This is a genomic window from Streptomyces sp. CHD11 (assembly GCF_018638295.1).
Taxonomy (GTDB): domain Bacteria; phylum Actinomycetota; class Actinomycetes; order Streptomycetales; family Streptomycetaceae; genus Streptomyces.
The window spans coordinates 173,792-189,933 of sequence record NZ_JABTTS010000030.1 but is presented as its reverse complement, the minus strand read 5'-3'; the positions used below and the strand labels follow the sequence as shown (position 1 = coordinate 189,933).

General features: G+C 69.9%; 16 protein-coding genes and 1 rRNA gene. 7 read left to right on the top strand and 10 right to left on the bottom strand.

Annotated elements, in window-relative coordinates; genetic code table 11:
• Positions 1-2 precede the first annotated feature (2 nt).
• Positions 3-119 (top strand): 5S ribosomal RNA (gene rrf, locus HTV45_RS27300).
• 53 nt (positions 120-172) lie between these two features.
• On the opposite strand, the gene HTV45_RS27295 is transcribed toward rrf, so the two are convergent.
• The 8 genes from HTV45_RS27295 to HTV45_RS27260 form a co-directional block, all read right to left on the bottom strand.
• The gene (locus HTV45_RS27295) at positions 173-844 is read right to left on the bottom strand and encodes a response regulator transcription factor (RefSeq protein WP_215208544.1); all 672 of its coding nucleotides are present in this window, start codon (positions 842-844) and stop codon (positions 173-175) included.
• Entirely contained in the window at positions 841-2,109 is a 1,269-nt protein-coding gene (locus HTV45_RS27290) for a sensor histidine kinase (RefSeq protein WP_215208559.1), read from the bottom strand. Before HTV45_RS27290 ends, HTV45_RS27295 begins: the two co-directional genes overlap by 4 nt.
• Before the next feature lie 189 nt (positions 2,110-2,298).
• Positions 2,299-3,885, bottom strand: a complete 1,587-nt coding sequence (locus HTV45_RS27285) for a type IV secretory system conjugative DNA transfer family protein (protein WP_215208543.1) — start codon at positions 3,883-3,885, stop codon at positions 2,299-2,301.
• 12 nt (positions 3,886-3,897) lie between these two features.
• The gene (locus HTV45_RS27280) at positions 3,898-5,307 is read right to left on the bottom strand and encodes an ATP-binding protein (protein ID WP_215208542.1); all 1,410 of its coding nucleotides are present in this window, start codon (positions 5,305-5,307) and stop codon (positions 3,898-3,900) included.
• A gap of 13 nt (positions 5,308-5,320) precedes the next feature.
• Positions 5,321-6,880, bottom strand: coding sequence for an SCO6880 family protein (locus HTV45_RS27275; protein ID WP_215208541.1), 1,560 nt, complete (start codon positions 6,878-6,880; stop codon positions 5,321-5,323).
• Positions 6,877-8,217, bottom strand: a complete 1,341-nt coding sequence (locus HTV45_RS27270) for a hypothetical protein (RefSeq protein ID WP_215208540.1) — start codon at positions 8,215-8,217, stop codon at positions 6,877-6,879. Before HTV45_RS27270 ends, HTV45_RS27275 begins: the two co-directional genes overlap by 4 nt.
• Positions 8,207-9,016, bottom strand: coding sequence for a hypothetical protein (locus HTV45_RS27265; protein ID WP_215208539.1), 810 nt, complete (start codon positions 9,014-9,016; stop codon positions 8,207-8,209). The genes HTV45_RS27270 and HTV45_RS27265 overlap by 11 nt, the downstream gene beginning before the upstream one ends.
• Positions 9,017-9,216: 200 nt before the next feature.
• The gene (locus HTV45_RS27260; protein ID WP_215208558.1) at positions 9,217-9,525 is read right to left on the bottom strand and encodes a hypothetical protein; all 309 of its coding nucleotides are present in this window, start codon (positions 9,523-9,525) and stop codon (positions 9,217-9,219) included.
• Positions 9,526-10,083: 558 nt separating this feature from the next.
• Between HTV45_RS27260 and HTV45_RS27255 the strand changes: the two genes are divergently transcribed.
• Together HTV45_RS27255 and HTV45_RS27250 are read left to right on the top strand one after the other, a co-directional pair.
• Complete coding sequence (locus tag HTV45_RS27255) at positions 10,084-11,085, top strand: bifunctional lytic transglycosylase/C40 family peptidase (RefSeq protein ID WP_215208557.1); 1,002 nt, start codon at positions 10,084-10,086, stop codon at positions 11,083-11,085.
• Positions 11,086-11,297: 212 nt separating this feature from the next.
• The gene (locus HTV45_RS27250) at positions 11,298-12,017 is read left to right on the top strand and encodes a phosphatase PAP2 family protein (RefSeq protein ID WP_215208538.1); all 720 of its coding nucleotides are present in this window, start codon (positions 11,298-11,300) and stop codon (positions 12,015-12,017) included.
• Between the two features lie 285 nt (positions 12,018-12,302).
• Here the strand turns inward: HTV45_RS27250 and HTV45_RS27245 are convergent, their stop codons facing one another.
• Positions 12,303-12,464, bottom strand: a complete 162-nt coding sequence (locus HTV45_RS27245) for a hypothetical protein (RefSeq protein WP_215208537.1) — start codon at positions 12,462-12,464, stop codon at positions 12,303-12,305.
• A 103-nt stretch (positions 12,465-12,567) separates the two neighbouring features.
• On the opposite strand from HTV45_RS27245, the gene HTV45_RS27240 reads away from it, so the two are divergent.
• Both HTV45_RS27240 and HTV45_RS27235 read left to right on the top strand, forming a co-directional pair.
• Complete coding sequence (locus tag HTV45_RS27240; RefSeq protein WP_215208536.1) at positions 12,568-13,416, top strand: hypothetical protein; 849 nt, start codon at positions 12,568-12,570, stop codon at positions 13,414-13,416.
• Positions 13,417-13,512: 96 nt separating this feature from the next.
• Complete coding sequence (locus HTV45_RS27235; protein ID WP_215208535.1) at positions 13,513-13,692, top strand: hypothetical protein; 180 nt, start codon at positions 13,513-13,515, stop codon at positions 13,690-13,692.
• Between the two features lie 15 nt (positions 13,693-13,707).
• Here HTV45_RS27235 and HTV45_RS27230 read toward each other — a convergent pair whose 3' ends face one another.
• Entirely contained in the window at positions 13,708-14,058 is a 351-nt protein-coding gene (locus HTV45_RS27230) for a metal-sensitive transcriptional regulator (protein WP_103544142.1), read from the bottom strand.
• 239 nt (positions 14,059-14,297) lie between these two features.
• Between HTV45_RS27230 and HTV45_RS27225 the strand changes: the two genes are divergently transcribed.
• Both HTV45_RS27225 and pitH read left to right on the top strand, forming a co-directional pair.
• On the top strand, positions 14,298-14,918 hold the full coding sequence (locus tag HTV45_RS27225) for a DUF47 domain-containing protein (RefSeq protein ID WP_215208534.1): 621 nt from the start codon (positions 14,298-14,300) through the stop codon (positions 14,916-14,918).
• Between the two features lie 7 nt (positions 14,919-14,925).
• Positions 14,926-15,924 (top strand): low-affinity phosphate transporter PitH, encoded by a 999-nt coding sequence (gene pitH, locus HTV45_RS27220; protein ID WP_215208533.1) that lies wholly within the window; start codon positions 14,926-14,928, stop codon positions 15,922-15,924.
• Positions 15,925-16,142 lie beyond the last annotated feature (218 nt).

Here is a 16,142-nt window from a genome sequence, read left to right as displayed (position 1 = left end):
GTTTCGGTGGTCATAGCGTAGGGGAAACGCCCGGTTACATTCCGAACCCGGAAGCTAAGCCTTACAGCGCCGATGGTACTGCAGGGGGGACCCTGTGGGAGAGTAGGACGCCGCCGAACAATCATTCAAATTGAAAGCCCCCGTGCCCTTCGGCACGGGGGCTTTCTGCGTTTCAGGACGGCTCCACCAGTTTTGTGTCGTACGCGAGGATGACCGCCTGGACGCGGTCCCGCGAGCCGGTCTTGGCCAGGATGTGGCCCACATGTGTTTTCACCGTGGATTCCGCCAGGTGCAGTCGGGTGGCGATCTCGGTGTTCGTCCAGCCCTTTCCGATGACGGTGAGGATCTCGCGTTCCCGTTCCGTGAGAGCGGACAGGCGGGGGTCGTCGGGGGAGGAGTCCGTTGTGTGTCCGCCGGTGGGCAGATGGTGGGCGTAGGCGTCCAGGAGGCGGCGGGTCAGGCTGGGGGCGACGACGGCGTCTCCGGTGGCCACGGAGCGGATGCCGGACAGGAGCTCCTCGGGCTGCGCGTCCTTGACGAGGAACCCGGAGGCGCCCGCGCGCAGGCCGGCGTGGGCGTACTCGTCCAGGTCGAACGTGGTCAGGATGAGGACGCGGGTGCGATCGCCGGCGGAGACGATGCGGCGGGTGGCCTCGATGCCGTCATGGCCGGGCATGCGGATGTCCATCAGCGCCACGTCCGGGTGCAGTTCCGCCGTCATACGGATCGCTTCGCTGCCGTTGGACGCCTCGCCCAGGACGGTGATGTCGTCCTGACTCTCCAGAAGCATGCGGAAGCCGAAGCGCTGGAGGGGCTGGTCGTCGGCGATGAGGACGGTGGTCACTGGGGGGATTCCTCCGGTAGGTGCAGGTGGACGCGCCAGCCCCCTTCGGGATGCGGTCGGGGACCGGCTTCGAGTGTGCCGCCGTACACGGCTGTGCGTTCGCGCATTCCGGGAATGCCACGGCCGTCCGACGGTGCGCCGGACGGTGTGCCCCGGCCCGTGTCGGTGACGGTGACCGTGACGGCCCCCCGGTCGCCGTACGCGATGGCGATCCGGGAGGCCACGTCGGGGCCGGCGTGCTTGAGCGTGTTGGTGAGGGCTTCCTGGACGACGCGGTAGACCGTGAGCTGGCGGCCCGGATGGAGGGTGGCCCGGCCCTCGGCCGTGGTGTGGACGGGCAGACCCGTGTCGCGGACACGGCCGATGAGCCGGTCCAGGTCGGTGAGGCCGGGCTGGGGGCTCCGCTCGGCGGGGCGAGCCGTCTCGTCCTCGCGGAGGACGTCCAGAAGGCGGCGCAGCTCGCCGAGCGCCTGGCGGCTGGTGGTCCCGATGGCGTCCAGGGCCTGGGCGGCACGCTCGGGGGATCTGGCGGCCGCGTATCTGCCGCCGTCGGCCAGGCCCGTGATGACGGAAAGGTTGTGGCCGATGATGTCGTGCATCTCGCGGGCGATACGGGCGCGTTCGGCGGCGGTGGCGATACGGGCCTGCTGGTCGCGCTCGATCTCCAGACGGCGCGCGCGGTCCTCCAGGGCCTCGGTGTAGTTCTCGCGGGTGCGGATGGTGATGCCGATGAGGACCGCCACGCCGACGGATGTCACATGCGAGCCGACCTGCTGGCTCCATTCGCCCTCGCCGAAGCGGACCGTGGAGACCGTCACCGGGGCGAGCATCAGGGCCGTCGCCCACCACAGGTCGCGCAGGGGCCGGCGCAGGGCGATGTGGTAGATGACGACCAGCTGGAGCAGGGAGGCCTGGAGGGTGGCGCCGGACCAGGCATTGACCAGGGCGAACGGGCCCATGACGAACAGCACCGTCGCGGGGTGGGTGCGGCGCCACAGGAGAGGGACGGACAGGCCGAGGCTCAGGACGAGGAGGAGCGGGCCGGGAGCGTCCGGATTGTGGGCGACGTTGCGCCAGCCGCCACCGGTGTAGTCGATGAGGGCGGCCGTCACCCAGAAGCCGGTGAACAGCAGGTCCCACAGCAGGGGGTGGCGCCTGTCGAAGTCCCGCACCCACTGGTTGGCCCGGTGCATGTACTGGGTGAGGGGCTCCGTCGTCCGCTCGCCCGTCGGCGGTGGATTCCGGTCGTTCGTCATGACGTCCATGGTGGTGGGTCCGTCCTCCGGGTGGAGCCGCATCATGCCTCGATCATGGTCCGCGTGCCGAGGCCTTGCGTCGGACCGGGGCTGTAACCCGGTGAGGCCGGTGGTACTCCGGTACTACGGGGGCGGCCATGACCGCCCGTGCCACGCCCTTCGAGGACTGAGTGGGAGATGGTCGTCGGGCGGCCGGGGTCAGGCGGGTAGTTCGGTGTGCGGCCAGCGGGCGCGGGCCTGTTCGCGGGAGCGGAGCAGGGCCAGGGTGGGCATGCCGCGGTCGGCGCCGGTGGTGAGGAGCTCGGGAAGCTGGGGGAGCGGGGCCACGCCCGCCACGTCGTCCAGGACGAGCGTGAGTGGTGGGTCGAGCCGACCGGAGGATGACCGTTCGGCCATGCGCCGGCCGTGCTCGACCACGTGTGAGGCGAGCGCCGTCAGCAGGGGCATCGCGCCCGGGCTCGTGCGGGGATCCTCGATGGATTCTCCGACCACATAAAGCGTGCCCCCTTCATCGATGAAGGAATCCAGGGCGAGCGCATCATTTCGGTGGGGAGTGCAGGCCTCGCGGACATGGAGCGTGGCAAGGGCGGACAGGGCCCGGGTGGTCAACTGCTGGGCCATGTCGCGGCGGTCGGGATGCGCGGTGAGGGCCGCTTCGAGTTCGCCGGCCGAGCCGGGTGCGGCCTTCGGGTGGGTGCGGAGGATCCGTACGGCGTCATGCACCTGGATGCCCTGGGACCAGCGGTGGACATGGCGGACCGTACGGCCGTCGACGGCGGCGGCGTGTACGTAGCTGCGGAGCAGGGTCTCGGCGGTGTCGCTGACCGCCTGGTCGAGCCGGGAGCTGGGGCGGACGGGGGCGAGGAGCGCTGTCGCGCGGGTGGTGGCGGTCCTCTTGTCCTCGCAGCCGGCGGTCGGGGACCAGTGGAGGCGGGCCGGGGTGTCGCAGAGGTGGGTGGGGTCGTAGAGGTGGGTGGGGCCGAGTTTGGCGCGGGCGTCCTTGGTGTCGTACCAGAGGGCGGGGTGGGAGGTGAGGACCAGGGCGGGGCCGGCGGCGTCCCGGACGGCTTGGCCGGCGGTGGTGTGGCGGACGGCCGGCGCGCCGTAGTGGAGGCCCGTGCCCCCCTCGGCGCGGGGCGTCGCCCACCCACCGCCCACCCGTGCGCCGTGCAAGGAAGGGGACGGCGGGTCCACCGGCGGCTCGGTCGTCCGCCCGGGTGCCCTCGGGGCCGGTACCTCGTGCGGCTGCCTCGGCGCCGGTTCCGGTTCCCGCTGCCGTACGGGTGGGTGATCGGGCTCCGGCTGCTGCTCCAGGTGCTGCTCCGGCGAGGTCTGCGGTGCTGGTTCGGGCCGCGGTTCTGGTTCCGGACGCGTTTCCGGCGCCGGCCGGTGCTTCCGTAGCCTCGCCGTACGCTCGGCCCGGCGTCGGGCCCGTACCGCCTTCCAGCGGGCCAACGTTCCCAGGGCGAACACGGTCAGGACGGCGAGGACCATCAGCTGGCCGATGAACAGGCCCCAGAAGAGGCCGTACCCCGACAGGGCGGTCTCCGGGGTGTCCGGCCAGGCGGCGGGGAGGTCCTGCGGGTCGGTGACGAGGTGGCGCACGGCCACCGGGGTGCGGGTGAAGGTGACGCCGGCGGGCCACCGGCCGTGGGCGAAGAGCCCCGCGAGGCCGGTGGCCGTCCACACCATCGTGGTCAGGCCGAGGAGGAAGGCGAGGATGCCGATCAGCAGCCCGTCGGGGATGCCGCCCTGGCCGTGCGCACGGTGATCGTCCGGTCTCACGCGTCGTTCCCCTTACGCCACCGTCGACTCGGAGTCACCGACGTGCTGCTCCACGAAGGCGGCCGCCCGCTCCTCCGCCTCCAGTTCGGCGGCGCGCAGTGCGTCGTCCGTGAGGTCGGCGGAGGACTCGGTCATCGCCCGGTCGGTGAAGACCAGTGGGCGTTCGGTCTCCGTGACCAGGTGTTTGACCACCTGGACATTGCCGTTGACGTCCCAGACCGCGATGCCGGGAGTGAGCGTCGGGATGATCTCCACCGCCCATCTGGGCAGGCCGAGGACACGGCCGGTCGCCCTCGCCTCGTCGGCCTTCTGGGCGTAGATGGTCCGGGTCGACGCCATCTTCAGGATGGCCGCCGCCTCCTTCGCGGCCGCCCCGTCCACCACGTCGGACAGATGGTGGACGACCGCGACGAAGGACAGGCCGAGCCGCCGTCCGAACTTCAGCAGCCGCTGGAACAACTGGGCCACGAAGGGGCTGTTGATGATGTGCCAGGCCTCCTCGACCAGGAAGATGCGCTTCTTCCGGTCGGGGCGGATCCAGGTGTGCTCCAGCCACACGCCGACGATCGCCATGAGGATCGGCATGGCGATGGAGTTGCGGTCGATGTGGGACAGGTCGAAGACGATGAGCGGCGCGTCGAGGTCGATACCGACCGTCGTCGGGCCGTCGAACATGCCGCGCAGGTCACCGTCGACCAGGCGGTCCAGGACCAGGGCGACGTCCAGGCCCCACGCCCGTACGTCGTCTATGGCGACGTTCATCGCCTCCGCCGACTCCGGCTCGGGGTGGCGCAGGCACTCGACGATGTCGAAGAGGACCGGCTGGCGTTCGACGACGGTCTCGTTGACGTAGGCGTGCGCGACCTTCAGGGCGAAGCCGGAGCGTTCGTCCAGGCTGTGCCCCATCGCCACCTCGATGATGGTCCGCAACAGCGCGAGCTGGCCGGTCGTGGTGATCGACGGGTCCAGGGGGTTCAGGCGGATGCCGTGGTCGAGGGCGGCCATCGGGTCGAGGCGGATGGGGGTGATCCCCAGTTCCCGCGCGACGAGGTTCCACTCGCCGACGCCGTCCTCGCCCTGTGCGTCCAGGACGACGACCTGTCGGTCCCGGAAGCGCAGCTGGCGCAGGACGTACGTCTTCTCCAGCGCCGACTTGCCGTTGCCGGACTCGCCGAGGACCAGCCAGTGCGGGGCGGGGAGCTGCTGGCCGTAGAGCTGGAAGGGGTCGTAGATGTAGCCCTTGCCGGAGTAGACCTCGCGGCCGATGATGACGCCGGAGTCGCCGAGGCCGGGCGCGGCGGTCGGCAGGTAGACCGCCTGTGCCTGGCCCGTGGACGTGCGCACCGGCAGCCGGGTGGTCTCGACCTTCCCGAACAGGAAGGACGTGAAGGCGTCGGTGACGACGGACAGCGGATCCCGCATATCGGCTCAGCCCCTACCTTCGAATGCCGGTGGCGAACGGGAGTGTGTTCACGAACGCGCGGTGGTGCTCGCGGTCGCACCACTCCAGCTTCAGGTACGACTTTCCGGCCGACGCCCGTATGGTCCGCTTGTCGCGGGCCAGGGCCTCGGGTGTGCGGGACGAGACGGTGATGTAGCCGACGAGGTTGACGCCGGCGGCGCCGCTGGCGAGGTCCTCGCCGCGCTGGTCCAGGCGGTTGTGGGCGGCGAGGTCGCGCGGGTCGACGGTGCGGTTCATCTTGGCGGCGCGGGACGCCTCCGCATCGTCGTTGGTCTTCTCGGTCAGCATCCGCTCGATGGCGACCTCGGTGGGTTCGAGGTCCATGGTGACGGCGACCGTGCGGATCACGTCCGGGGTGTGGACGAGCAGCGGCGCGAGGAAGTTGACGCCCACCGGTGTCATCGGCCATTCCTTCACCCAGGCCGTGGCGTGGCACCAGGGGGCGCGGGTGCTGGACTCGCGGGTCTTGGCCTGGAGATAGGTGGGCTCCATGGCGTCCAGCTCGGCAGGCCAGGCGTTGCGCTGCGTCATCGCCTGGATGTGGTCGATGGCGTGGTCCGGGTCGTACATGGAGTGGATCAGCGAGGACAGTCTGCTCTGGCCGAGCGGCTGCCGTACGCGGATGTCGGCCTCCTGGAGCCGTGAGCAGATGTCGGTCAGCTCACGGGCCATGACGACGGCGAGCCCCGCGTCCCGGTCCACCTTGCCGCCGCCCTGGCTGCGCATCGCGCGGGCCATGGTGCTGGCCTCGGCGGCCAGATCGCGGTTGTAGTGCATGCAGGCGACGAGGTACGCGCGGTGCTGTTCGCTGCTGGTCGACACCATCGACTGCAGCTGGTCGTAGGACTGCTGGAGCCACGGTGGTGACTTCTCGTCGCCGCGGACGGAGACGTCCTTGGCGTGCGCGTCGGGGTCGGCGGGGAGGGTGCGGGCCAGCATCTGGATGCGGGTCACGAAGCCGTCGCCGTTGGCGACGTGCTTGAGCAGGGTGCCGAAGCGGTCGACGAGGGCTTCCTGGTCCTCGGAGTCGCGCAGACCGACTCCCGGGCCCTCGATCTCGATCGCGGCGGTGACGGTCTTGCGGTCCGCGTGCAGCAGTACGGCGATCTCGTCCGGGCCGAAGGGGGCGGCGAGCCAGGTGATCCGCCCGATCCCGGGCGGCGGCCCGATCTCCACCTCGCGCCCGTCGAGGCGGGTGCCCGCCTCGACGACGCCGGAGCGGTAGGTGGTGCCGCGGCGGACGGTGCGCTTGTAGCTGCGGTTGATCTCGAACCACTTGTAGAAGGTGCGGCCCTTGTAGGGCACGTACACGGCGGCCAGTCCCAGCATCGGCAGGCCCGCGAGCAGCACGATCCGCGCGGACAGGACGGGGACGAGGAGCCCGCACATCATGCCGAGGAACGCGCCCACGACGATCAGCGCGATCTCACCGGTCTCGCGATTGCGGCCGACGATCGCGTTCGGCCGGGCGCGGCCGATCAGATACGTACGGCGGGGCGTGATCGGATGGGACAGATGGGACTCGGTCGTCAACGCCCTTCACCTCCCGTGCGGTTGGTACTGCTGTTGCGGGTGTTGCCGGCGTGGGGGGTGTTGAGCGGGCTGCTCGACCGGGGCGCGGGGGCTGCGGCCGTTCCACCGCCGCTCGGCGTGCGTGAGCTGTGGGCGGCGACTCCGCCGGAGGCGGGGTTCGAGGGGCGGGCGCCGGAGGACTGGCCGCCCCCGTTGTTGTCGGCGCGGGTGCTGTGGGTCTTGATGCCCTGGGCGACCAGGGTCGCCGGGGAGCTGATGACGGCGGCGGCCTTGCTCTCGGCGCCCTGCATGAGGCGGTTGTTGCGGGAGCCGGCGATCTCGTCGCCGAAGCCGGGGACGAAGCGGTAGATCATGGCGGAGGCGAAGATCGCGAGCAGGATGATCGCCAGTCCGGAGACCACGGCGGAGAACGCGTCGGGGCCGTCCTCGGCGGAGAGCGCGCCGGCGAGGCCGAGCACGATCACGATCACCGGCTTCACGAGGATCACGGCGATCATGATGCCCGCCCAGCGGCGTACGTGACCCCACAGGTTCTTGTCGACCAGGCCCGCGTAGACGACCGTGCCGAGGAGGGCGCCGACGTAGAGCAGGGCGGCGCGGATGACGAGCTCCAGCCAGAGGATGCCGGCGGCGAGGATGGAGACGAGGGAGACGACGATCAGCATGATCGGGCCGCCGCCGATGTCGTCGCCCTTCTCGAGCGCGCCGGCGAAGGTGCCGAAGAACGTGTCCGTCTGGTCGCCGGTCGCCTTCGCCAGTACGTCGGTGATGCTGTCGGTGGCGGAGACGACGGTGTAGAGGATCAGCGGAGTGAACGCGGAGGCGAGGACCGTCAGCCAGAGGAAGCCGATCGCCTCGGAGAGCGCGGTGGCGAGGGGCACGCCGCGTACCGCTCGCTTGGCGACCGCGAGCAGCCAGAGGAGGAGGGTGAGGATCGTCGACGCGGCGAAGACGACGGCGTACTGCTGGAGGAACGTGTCGTTGGTGAAGTCGACGCTCGCGGTGTCCTCGACGGCTCCGCTGAGCTGCTTGATCGTCCAGGAGGCGGCGTCGGCGCAGCCCTGGGCGAGGGAGGCGAGGGGGTCGAGGGTGGTGGAGGGGTCATCGAGGGTGGTGGTGCCGTTGGAGGCGGCTTCGCCTTTTTCGCAGTAGTCCTTGGCGCGGCCCCGGATGAGGTCGCAGGGGTTGTTGCTGTCCGTGGGCGCAGGGGATGGGGAGCCTGTGCCCGGGGCGGTGGGCGTGGGCTCGGCGTAGGCCCGGCCGGCGAGCAGCAATGCGGTGGCCTGCACGGCGGTGACGACTGCCGTGAGTCCGAGGAAGCGGTGGTTAGCGCGCATACGTGAACCCTCCGTACTCCTCGACGGCCTTCGTCATGTCGTCGGCAGTGGAGGCCTTCTGGTCGTCCCCGACCGGGACAGGTCCGTCTTTCTGCTGGAAGTCGATGACCTTCCAGTCGTTCTCGGTCCACTTCAGCTGGTACGTCGTGGTGTACCAGCTCTCGGTGACCGGATTGGTCGAGCCCTCACCGGACAGGCCGAACAGCGAGGTGTACCAGACCTCCACGGAGGCATCGTCCGAGCTGGACGACGTCACCTTGGTGCCCACCGGGATCACCCGGGAGACGAAGGACTGTCCGGCGGGGGCCTTGCCGTCCTTGTCCAGGCCGATGTTGGCCAGGAACTCCGCGTTCGAGTAGGCCTGATCCAGGTCCGTCTGCCGGGCGGCGGCTGCGTCCCGCGCATAGACGGTGGTCACGATCTCACGCCGCCGGTCCTTGTCGAACATCTCGGCGGAGCCCAGGGCCACCGTGTAGTTCGCCGCCGCGCTCTCCGCCCCCTGCCGGTCGTGGGGGAAGCCCGTCGGGATGCCCGCTGCCTTCGAGGTCACCGGCTTCTCTCCGGAAGGGGCCGTCGCCGCCGACTTGGGGGAGTCGGCGGAGCCGCTCTCCTCCGCTGCGGAATCGTCTCCTCCACGGTTCGCGAAGGCGATCGCGGCGATGAGGAGCACCACCACGCCGACCACCGTGACGAGGCTGCGCGACGACGAGCGGCCGCCTCTGCGTCCGCCGCCGTACGGGTCGCCGCCCCCTTCCGGCAGGCGGGTGCGGGTCTGGCCGGTGTCGTCTCCGGGACTCATGCCGCGTACGCCCTCTCAGCGTTGTGCGGAAACACCTCGTACTCCGGGTACTCCACGTACGACGGTAGCCGGGCCGGCTGCCGTTCGCGCGCGGTGTGGTGACTGGACATCAGGGAGACGCAACCTCAGCCGGTGGGCATGACGGGCGGGTGGGATGGAGGGGAGCCGGGCGTGCCCGGTCGGACCGATGGGGGTGGGACCTAGACGGCCATGCCGTACACGATGGTGAACAGTGTGCCGAGCGAGCCGATGATGAAGACGCCCGTGAGCCCCGCGATGATGAGGCCCTTGCCCTGTTCGGCGCTGAACGTGTCCCTCAGCGCGGTGGCACCGATGCGCTGTTTGGCCGCCCCCCAGATGGCGATGCCCAGGCAGAGCAGGATGGCGATCGCCATGACCACTTCGATCAGAATCTTGGCCTCGTTGCCCAGGCTGCCGAAGGGGCCCCAGTCCGGGGCGATCCCGCCGATAATGGTGTTGATGTCTCCCTCGTCGGCCGCGAAGAACACGTAAGTCACCGCCCCTGTATGGGTAGTTCCGCTACCTCTGCGGTGGTGCAGAGGTCAGGCCCTATTGTCGCCGACAATGCCGCTGTCGCATGTCGACTTGGCGTCATCCGTTGGCGGGTTTCGTAGGAACAGCTTGCCACCGGCGCGCGCCGGACCCCGGCAGGGGCGCGCTCCGATGGGTGAAGAGTCGTATCGTCACTCTGTGTATCACGGCGTGTTACGGCGGGCAACGACGCTTCCGTCCCTCGTTTCTGACGTGTGAGCACCGTGGTGCTGGTGCCATCGGGGCGCTCGTTCGAGGGCGTGTGTGACGTTTCTCTGCTTTCTGTACGTCCACGTCGTCTACTGCAGACAGGTCCACGTCCTGCTCCCTCTGACGTACGAGGTACCGCGTCGGCGGCCCCCTGGCCAGGGTGGTGACCGGGATCGCACCCCGTCGGCCGGCTCCCTGGGGACGACCCGTGTGCGGCTTCGTACACGTGATCACCCCATGGGGCGGGGGCTGCCTCTACACTGTCGGACGGCGGTGGACTGCCGGACAGTGAGGGGTGGTTGACGGTGCGTAAGGTCTGGATCGGTGCGACCCTTGCCGTCGGCTCCGTGCTCGCCTTCGTGATGCTGCTGGTCGTCGGGGTCTACGTCATCGCCGGGAACGTCGCGGGCGGAGCGGGCGGGGGGGCCAAGACGCTCGCCAAGGGGAGCGTGCCGGCCGCGTACCAGGCGCTCGTGCAGAAGTGGGGGAACCTCTGCCCCGCCATCAACCCCGCCCTGCTCGCCGCCCAGCTCTACCAGGAGAGCGGGTTCAACCCGAAGGCGCAGAGCCACGCGGCGGCGCAGGGCATCGCCCAGTTCATCCCCGGCACCTGGGCCACGCACGGCATCGACGGGGACGGGGACGGGGACCGGGACGTATGGGACCCGAAGGACGCGATCCCGTCGGCGGCGACGTACGACTGCGCGCTCGCCGGCTATGTGAAGGACGTCGGCGGAAATCTGACCGAAAACATGCTCGCCTCGTACAACGCGGGGGCGTACGCGGTCATCAAGTACGGGGGTGTTCCGCCGTACAAGGAGACGCAGAACTACGTCAGGCGCATCCAGGCGCTGGAGAAGAGTTTCGCGGCGCCGGTCGGACGGGTCGACCCGTCCGAGCAGGCCGCCGGCGCCATCGCGTACGCGCAGCAGAAGCTGGGCACGCTGTACCTCTGGGGCGGCAACGGCACGCCTGAGCAGGGCGGACGGTTCGACTGCTCGGGGCTGACCAAGGCGGCGTACGAGAGTGTGGGGATCACTCTGCCGCGCGTGGCGAACGACCAGTACAACGCGGGGCCGCATCCGAAGCGGGAGGAACTGCTCCCGGGCGATCTGGTGTTCTTCTCGGACGACCTGACCAATTCGCGGGCCATCCGGCATGTGGGCATTTATGTCGGCGGTGGGTACATGATCGACGCGCCCCGCACCGGTGCCCGGATCCGATTCGACCCGATCGACACTCCTGACTACTTTGGTGCCACCCGTGTCACCGAAGATGGCGCGAAAGCACTCCCCACGACGGTGTGAGCGGAGCGTTGACCATCCCCCTGAGCTGCGGAGATGCATCTCTCTTCGATAACGTCTGCGTGATCATTCGGTAGAGCGTGGAACGTATCAACGGGGGTCGTGCGTTCCTGTTGACGTAGCCGAGCCGATGAGCGGATCTACGGACCACGGGGGTGGTTGAAGGCGGCGTACGAACGGTGCGCCGGGAGATATGACGAAGGGGCCGCAGCACCATGGCTGGACTCGCCGATTCCGGGTCGAACCCCGACGTCGACCTGCTCTATGACATCAACGGCCTCGCCAAGCAGGCGCCGCCGTGGTTCGACCACGTGATGGAGTTCGTGGGCGAGTTCGGCATCCTGTTCGCCCTGCTGGGGATGCTGGTGTGGTGCTGGTGGGGCGTCAGGAGACGGGGCGGCGAGGACGCGGCCCCGACCGTGGCGGCCCTGGTGTGGGCCCCGCTGGCGGCGGGCGTCGCGGTGCTGGTCAACGTGCCGATACGTGGCTTCGTGGAACGGCCTCGGCCCTTCAACGACCATGAGGGGCTCGAGGTCCTGGTCGACGGCAAGACCGACTACTCGTTCGTCAGCGACCACGCGACGCTCTGCATGGCGCTGGCGGTGGGTCTGTTCCTGGCCAGCCGCAGGCTCGGGATCGTCGCGCTGGTGCTCGGGCTGGTGGGCGGTTTCATCCGCGTCTACATGGGTGTGCACTATCCGACGGACGTCGTGGGCGGGCTCGCGCTCGGTACGGCTGTCGCGCTGTTGCTCTCGCCGCTTGCCATGGCTCTGCTGACCCCGCTGATGCGGGCGGTCGAGCGGTCGCCGCGGGGTGGGTGGCTGATCGTCGCCCAGGGGCGGCGGGGACGTGAGCGAGGGCGTGCGGGGCACGGGGCCCGGGGCGGGTCCGCGGGGAGTGGGCCGGAGCCGGACGAGCGGGATCTGGCGGCGTGATCTCGTAGTTCGCGTGGTGGTGTCTGACTGACGGTCCGTCCGGGTTCTCCGGGCGGACCGTTCGGTTTCGGGTTGGTGCTTGGTGCTTGGTGCTTGGTGCCCGGTGTGGGCGCTGGGCGGGGGTGTTGCGCAGCCCGGCGCTTGCGGGTACCTCCCCCACTCTCGGCTTCGCTCGAGCGGGGGGACCCCATGAGGGGGGCTCCCATCGCCCCCAGGCACTGGGTGAGGCACGACTGCCCGCGGTGATCGGGGCGGGGCCTGCGTGCGGTGGGTGAGGGGGGAGCGTCACTCGGGGGTGTGGAGTTGGGCGTCTTTTCTTGCCTGGCTTCTGGCCCTCCTGGCGGGGCCCCGCCAGCCACAGGTGCAGCGGGCCGTGCAGAAGCGGCCCTGCTCGGTGGTGGTCGTGGTGTGCCGGCCGGGGGCCGGCTCGTCGTCCTCGTCGGGCACCCGACCACGGTAGCGCCCGCGGTGTCGGCGTGACGGGGCCCCCTACCGGTCGTTGACCCCGACGACAAGCGGCCCGTGTCGGACGGAGCGGGGGTAGGCAGGCATGACACGACGACGGCGGCAGCGGCACAGGCGGATGCGCGGCGGGATGGCTGTGGCCGGGGTCGTGTGGTGCGTGGGGTTCGCGGGTGTGGGCTGCGCGCGCGGTGAGGCCGGGAGCGAGGGGGCACCCCCCGGAGACCCCGTCCGGGTGCTGCGCGGGGCGGCCGGAGCGCTGGTGGACGCCGGCAGTTCCAAGGCGCGTACGTCCCTGGAGATGGCCACCGGCGGGACCCGGGTCACCATCAGGGGCGAGGGGCTCTACGACTACCGCAAGCGGCTCGGGCGGCTGAAGGTGCTGCTGCCGCAGGACCCGGCGGGCGCCGCCGCGCGGCGGCCGATCACCGAACTGCTCGCACCCGGAGCGCTGTTCATGAAGAACCGGGGCGCCGGGGTGCCCGCCGACAAGTGGGTGCGGGTGGACACCGGCACGCTGTCCGACGGGAACCTCGTCACCGGCGGGGCCACCGATCCGTTCGCCGCCGCCGAGGTGCTGCTCGGGACGCGGTCGGCGACCTTCGTCGGCAGGACCGAGGTCGCGGGGGCGAAGGTGCGCCACTACCGGGGCACCGCCGACCTGGCGCAGGCCGCACGGGCGGCCTCGGACGCCAACCGGGCGCCGCTGGGCGCGGCGGCGAAAGGGTTCGCCACCGCCCGGGTGCCGTTCGACGTCTACCTCGACGACGAGGGGCGCATCCGCAAGGTCCGGCACCGGTTCAGTTTCGTCAACGGCCGGCAGGACGAGCCCGTCGCGGTCGCCTCGACGACCCTGCTGTACGACTTCGGGGTCCCCGCCGACGTAAGGCTCCCGGAGGCCGGCGACATCTACGCCGGGCGGATCGCCGAGGAGTGAGCGGCCGGGAGTGACCGGCGCGAACTAGCCCTTCCGTGCCATGCGCGGCCCGTAGGGCGCTCCCTACTCTAGGAAGCCGGTGACGACGGAGATGAGGTGAGGCGCGTGGCTCCGCTCAGGAGCGGGACGGTTCAGGACCGCGTGGCACTCGCCGAGATCGAGCTGTGCGGGGAGCTGATCATCGCCGCCTCCGCGGCCGAGGACCGGCTCAGCCTGGAGAGCATCGACGAGGTGTTGCGGGTGGGCGAGGCCCCGGCGGAGTCCGGCGAGGCGTGACCACGGCCCGCCCGGTCAGGTCCGCAGCATGCGGGCGATGGCCTGGGTGGCCTCCTTGACCTTCGCGTCGATCTCGTCGCCGCCCTTGACGGCCGCGTCCGCGACACAGTGGCGCAGGTGCTCCTCCAGCAGTTGCAGCGCGAAGGACTGCAGGGCCTTGGTGGAGGCGGACACCTGGGTGAGTATGTCGATGCAGTAGACGTCCTCGTCGACCATGCGCTGCAGTCCGCGGATCTGGCCCTCGATGCGGCGCAGGCGTTTGAGGTGCTCCTGCTTCTGGTCGTGGTAGCCGTGGATGCCCCGGTCGTGATCGGTCACGATCTCGGGGGAGGAGGCTGCGTCCGCGCCGGTCCCGGTGGTCGTCATCGCGTCCTCCTGTGGTCATGATGGGCGACATATACCCCTGGCGGGTATATGGTATCGAACTTCGCCGGGTATGGGTCCGGTGTGGCCACTGCCGTGCGCCACGGCAGGAAACCGGCCAGGACCGCCCCCGTGCTCATCACTGTGCCTGATGGAGGACACTGGGGGCGGCCCGATACACATGGCCGGATGGTGCGCCTAGCATCAGCCTGACCGACACCGATGCAGACCGAGGACCCCACGTGCGCTTTCGTCTGACCCCCAGGGAGACGAGCTTCTACGACATGTTCGCCGCGTCCGCGGACAACATCGTCACGGGCTCCAAGCTCCTGATGGAACTGCTCGGGGCGGACACCTCCGCCCGGGCCGAGATCGCCGAGCGTATGCGGGCCGCGGAACACGCCGGTGACGATGCCACACACGCCATCTTCCACCAGCTGAACTCCTCGTTCATCACGCCCTTCGACCGCGAGGACATCTACAATCTCGCGTCCTCCCTCGACGACATCATGGACTTCATGGAGGAGGCCGTCGACCTGGTCGTCCTCTACAAGGTCGAGGAACTGCCCAAGGGCGTCGAGCAGCAGATCGAGGTGCTGGCGCGGGCCGCGGAGCTCACCGCGGAGGCCATGCCGCATCTGCGCACGATGGAGAACCTCACCGAGTACTGGATCGAGGTCAACCGGCTGGAGAACCAGGCCGACCAGATCCACCGCAAGCTGCTGGCCCACCTCTTCAACGGCACGTACGACGCCATCGAGGTGCTGAAGCTCAAGCAGATCGTGGACGCACTGGAAGAGGCGGCCGACGCCTTCGAGCACGTGGCGAACACGGTGGAGACCATCGCGGTCAAGGAGTCCTGACCCTTTCATGGACACCTTCGCACTGGTCGTGACCATCGGGGTCGCGCTCTTCTTCACGTACACCAACGGCTTCCACGACTCGGCGAACGCGATCGCCACCTCCGTGTCCACCCGGGCGCTCACGCCCCGGGTGGCGCTCGCGATGGCGGCCGTGATGAACCTCGTCGGCGCGTTCATGGGCTCCGGGGTCGCCAAGACCGTCAGTGAGGGGGTGATCCAGACACCCGAGGGGTCGAAGGGGATGGGGATCCTCTTCGCAGCGCTGGTGGGAGCGATCGTCTGGAACCTGATCACCTGGTACTTCGGACTGCCGTCGTCCTCGTCGCACGCGCTGTTCGGAGGCATGGTCGGGGCCGCGCTGGCCGGGGGGACGACGGTCTACTGGCACGGGGTGGTCGACAAGATCGTCATCCCGATGTTCGTGTCGCCGGTGGTCGGTCTGCTCGCGGGGTATCTGGTGATGACCGCGATCATGTGGATCTTCCGGCGGGCCAATCCGCACAAGGCGAAGCGGGGCTTCCGGATCGCCCAGACGGTTTCCGCGGCGGGTATGGCGCTGGGGCACGGTCTGCAGGACGCGCAGAAGACGATGGGCATCGTGGTGATGGCGCTGGTCATCGCCGATGTCGAGGATTACGGCGATCCGATCCCGGTGTGGGTGAAGGTCGCTTGTGCGCTGATGCTGTCCGCGGGGACGTATGCGGGGGGCTGGCGCATCATGCGGACGCTGGGGCGGAAGATCATCGAGTTGGATCCGCCGCAGGGGTTCGCCGCGGAGACGACGGGGGCGTCGATCATGTTCGGGTCGGCGTTCCTGTTCCACGCGCCGATCTCCACCACGCATGTGATCACGTCGGCGATCATGGGTGTGGGAGCGACGAAGCGGGTCAACGCCGTGCGGTGGGGGGTGGCCAAGAACATCGTTCTCGGGTGGTTCATCACCATGCCGGCGGCGGGGGCGGTTGCCGCGCTGTCGTACGGGATCGTGCAGCTGGCGTTCCTGTAGGCGGGGCCGGCTGCGGTCGGCTGCGCCGTGCCGGTGGCCGGTGTTGTTGCTGGGCGGGGGTGTTGCGCAGCCTGGCGTTCGCGGGGTGCCTCCCGCACTCCCGGCTCCTCCCGCACTCCCGGCTTCGCTCGAGCGGGGGGACCCCATGAGAGGGGATTCCCGTGAGCGGGGGACCCCCACCGCCACTGGGGAGGACGGATCGCGAATCGCCCGCGGCG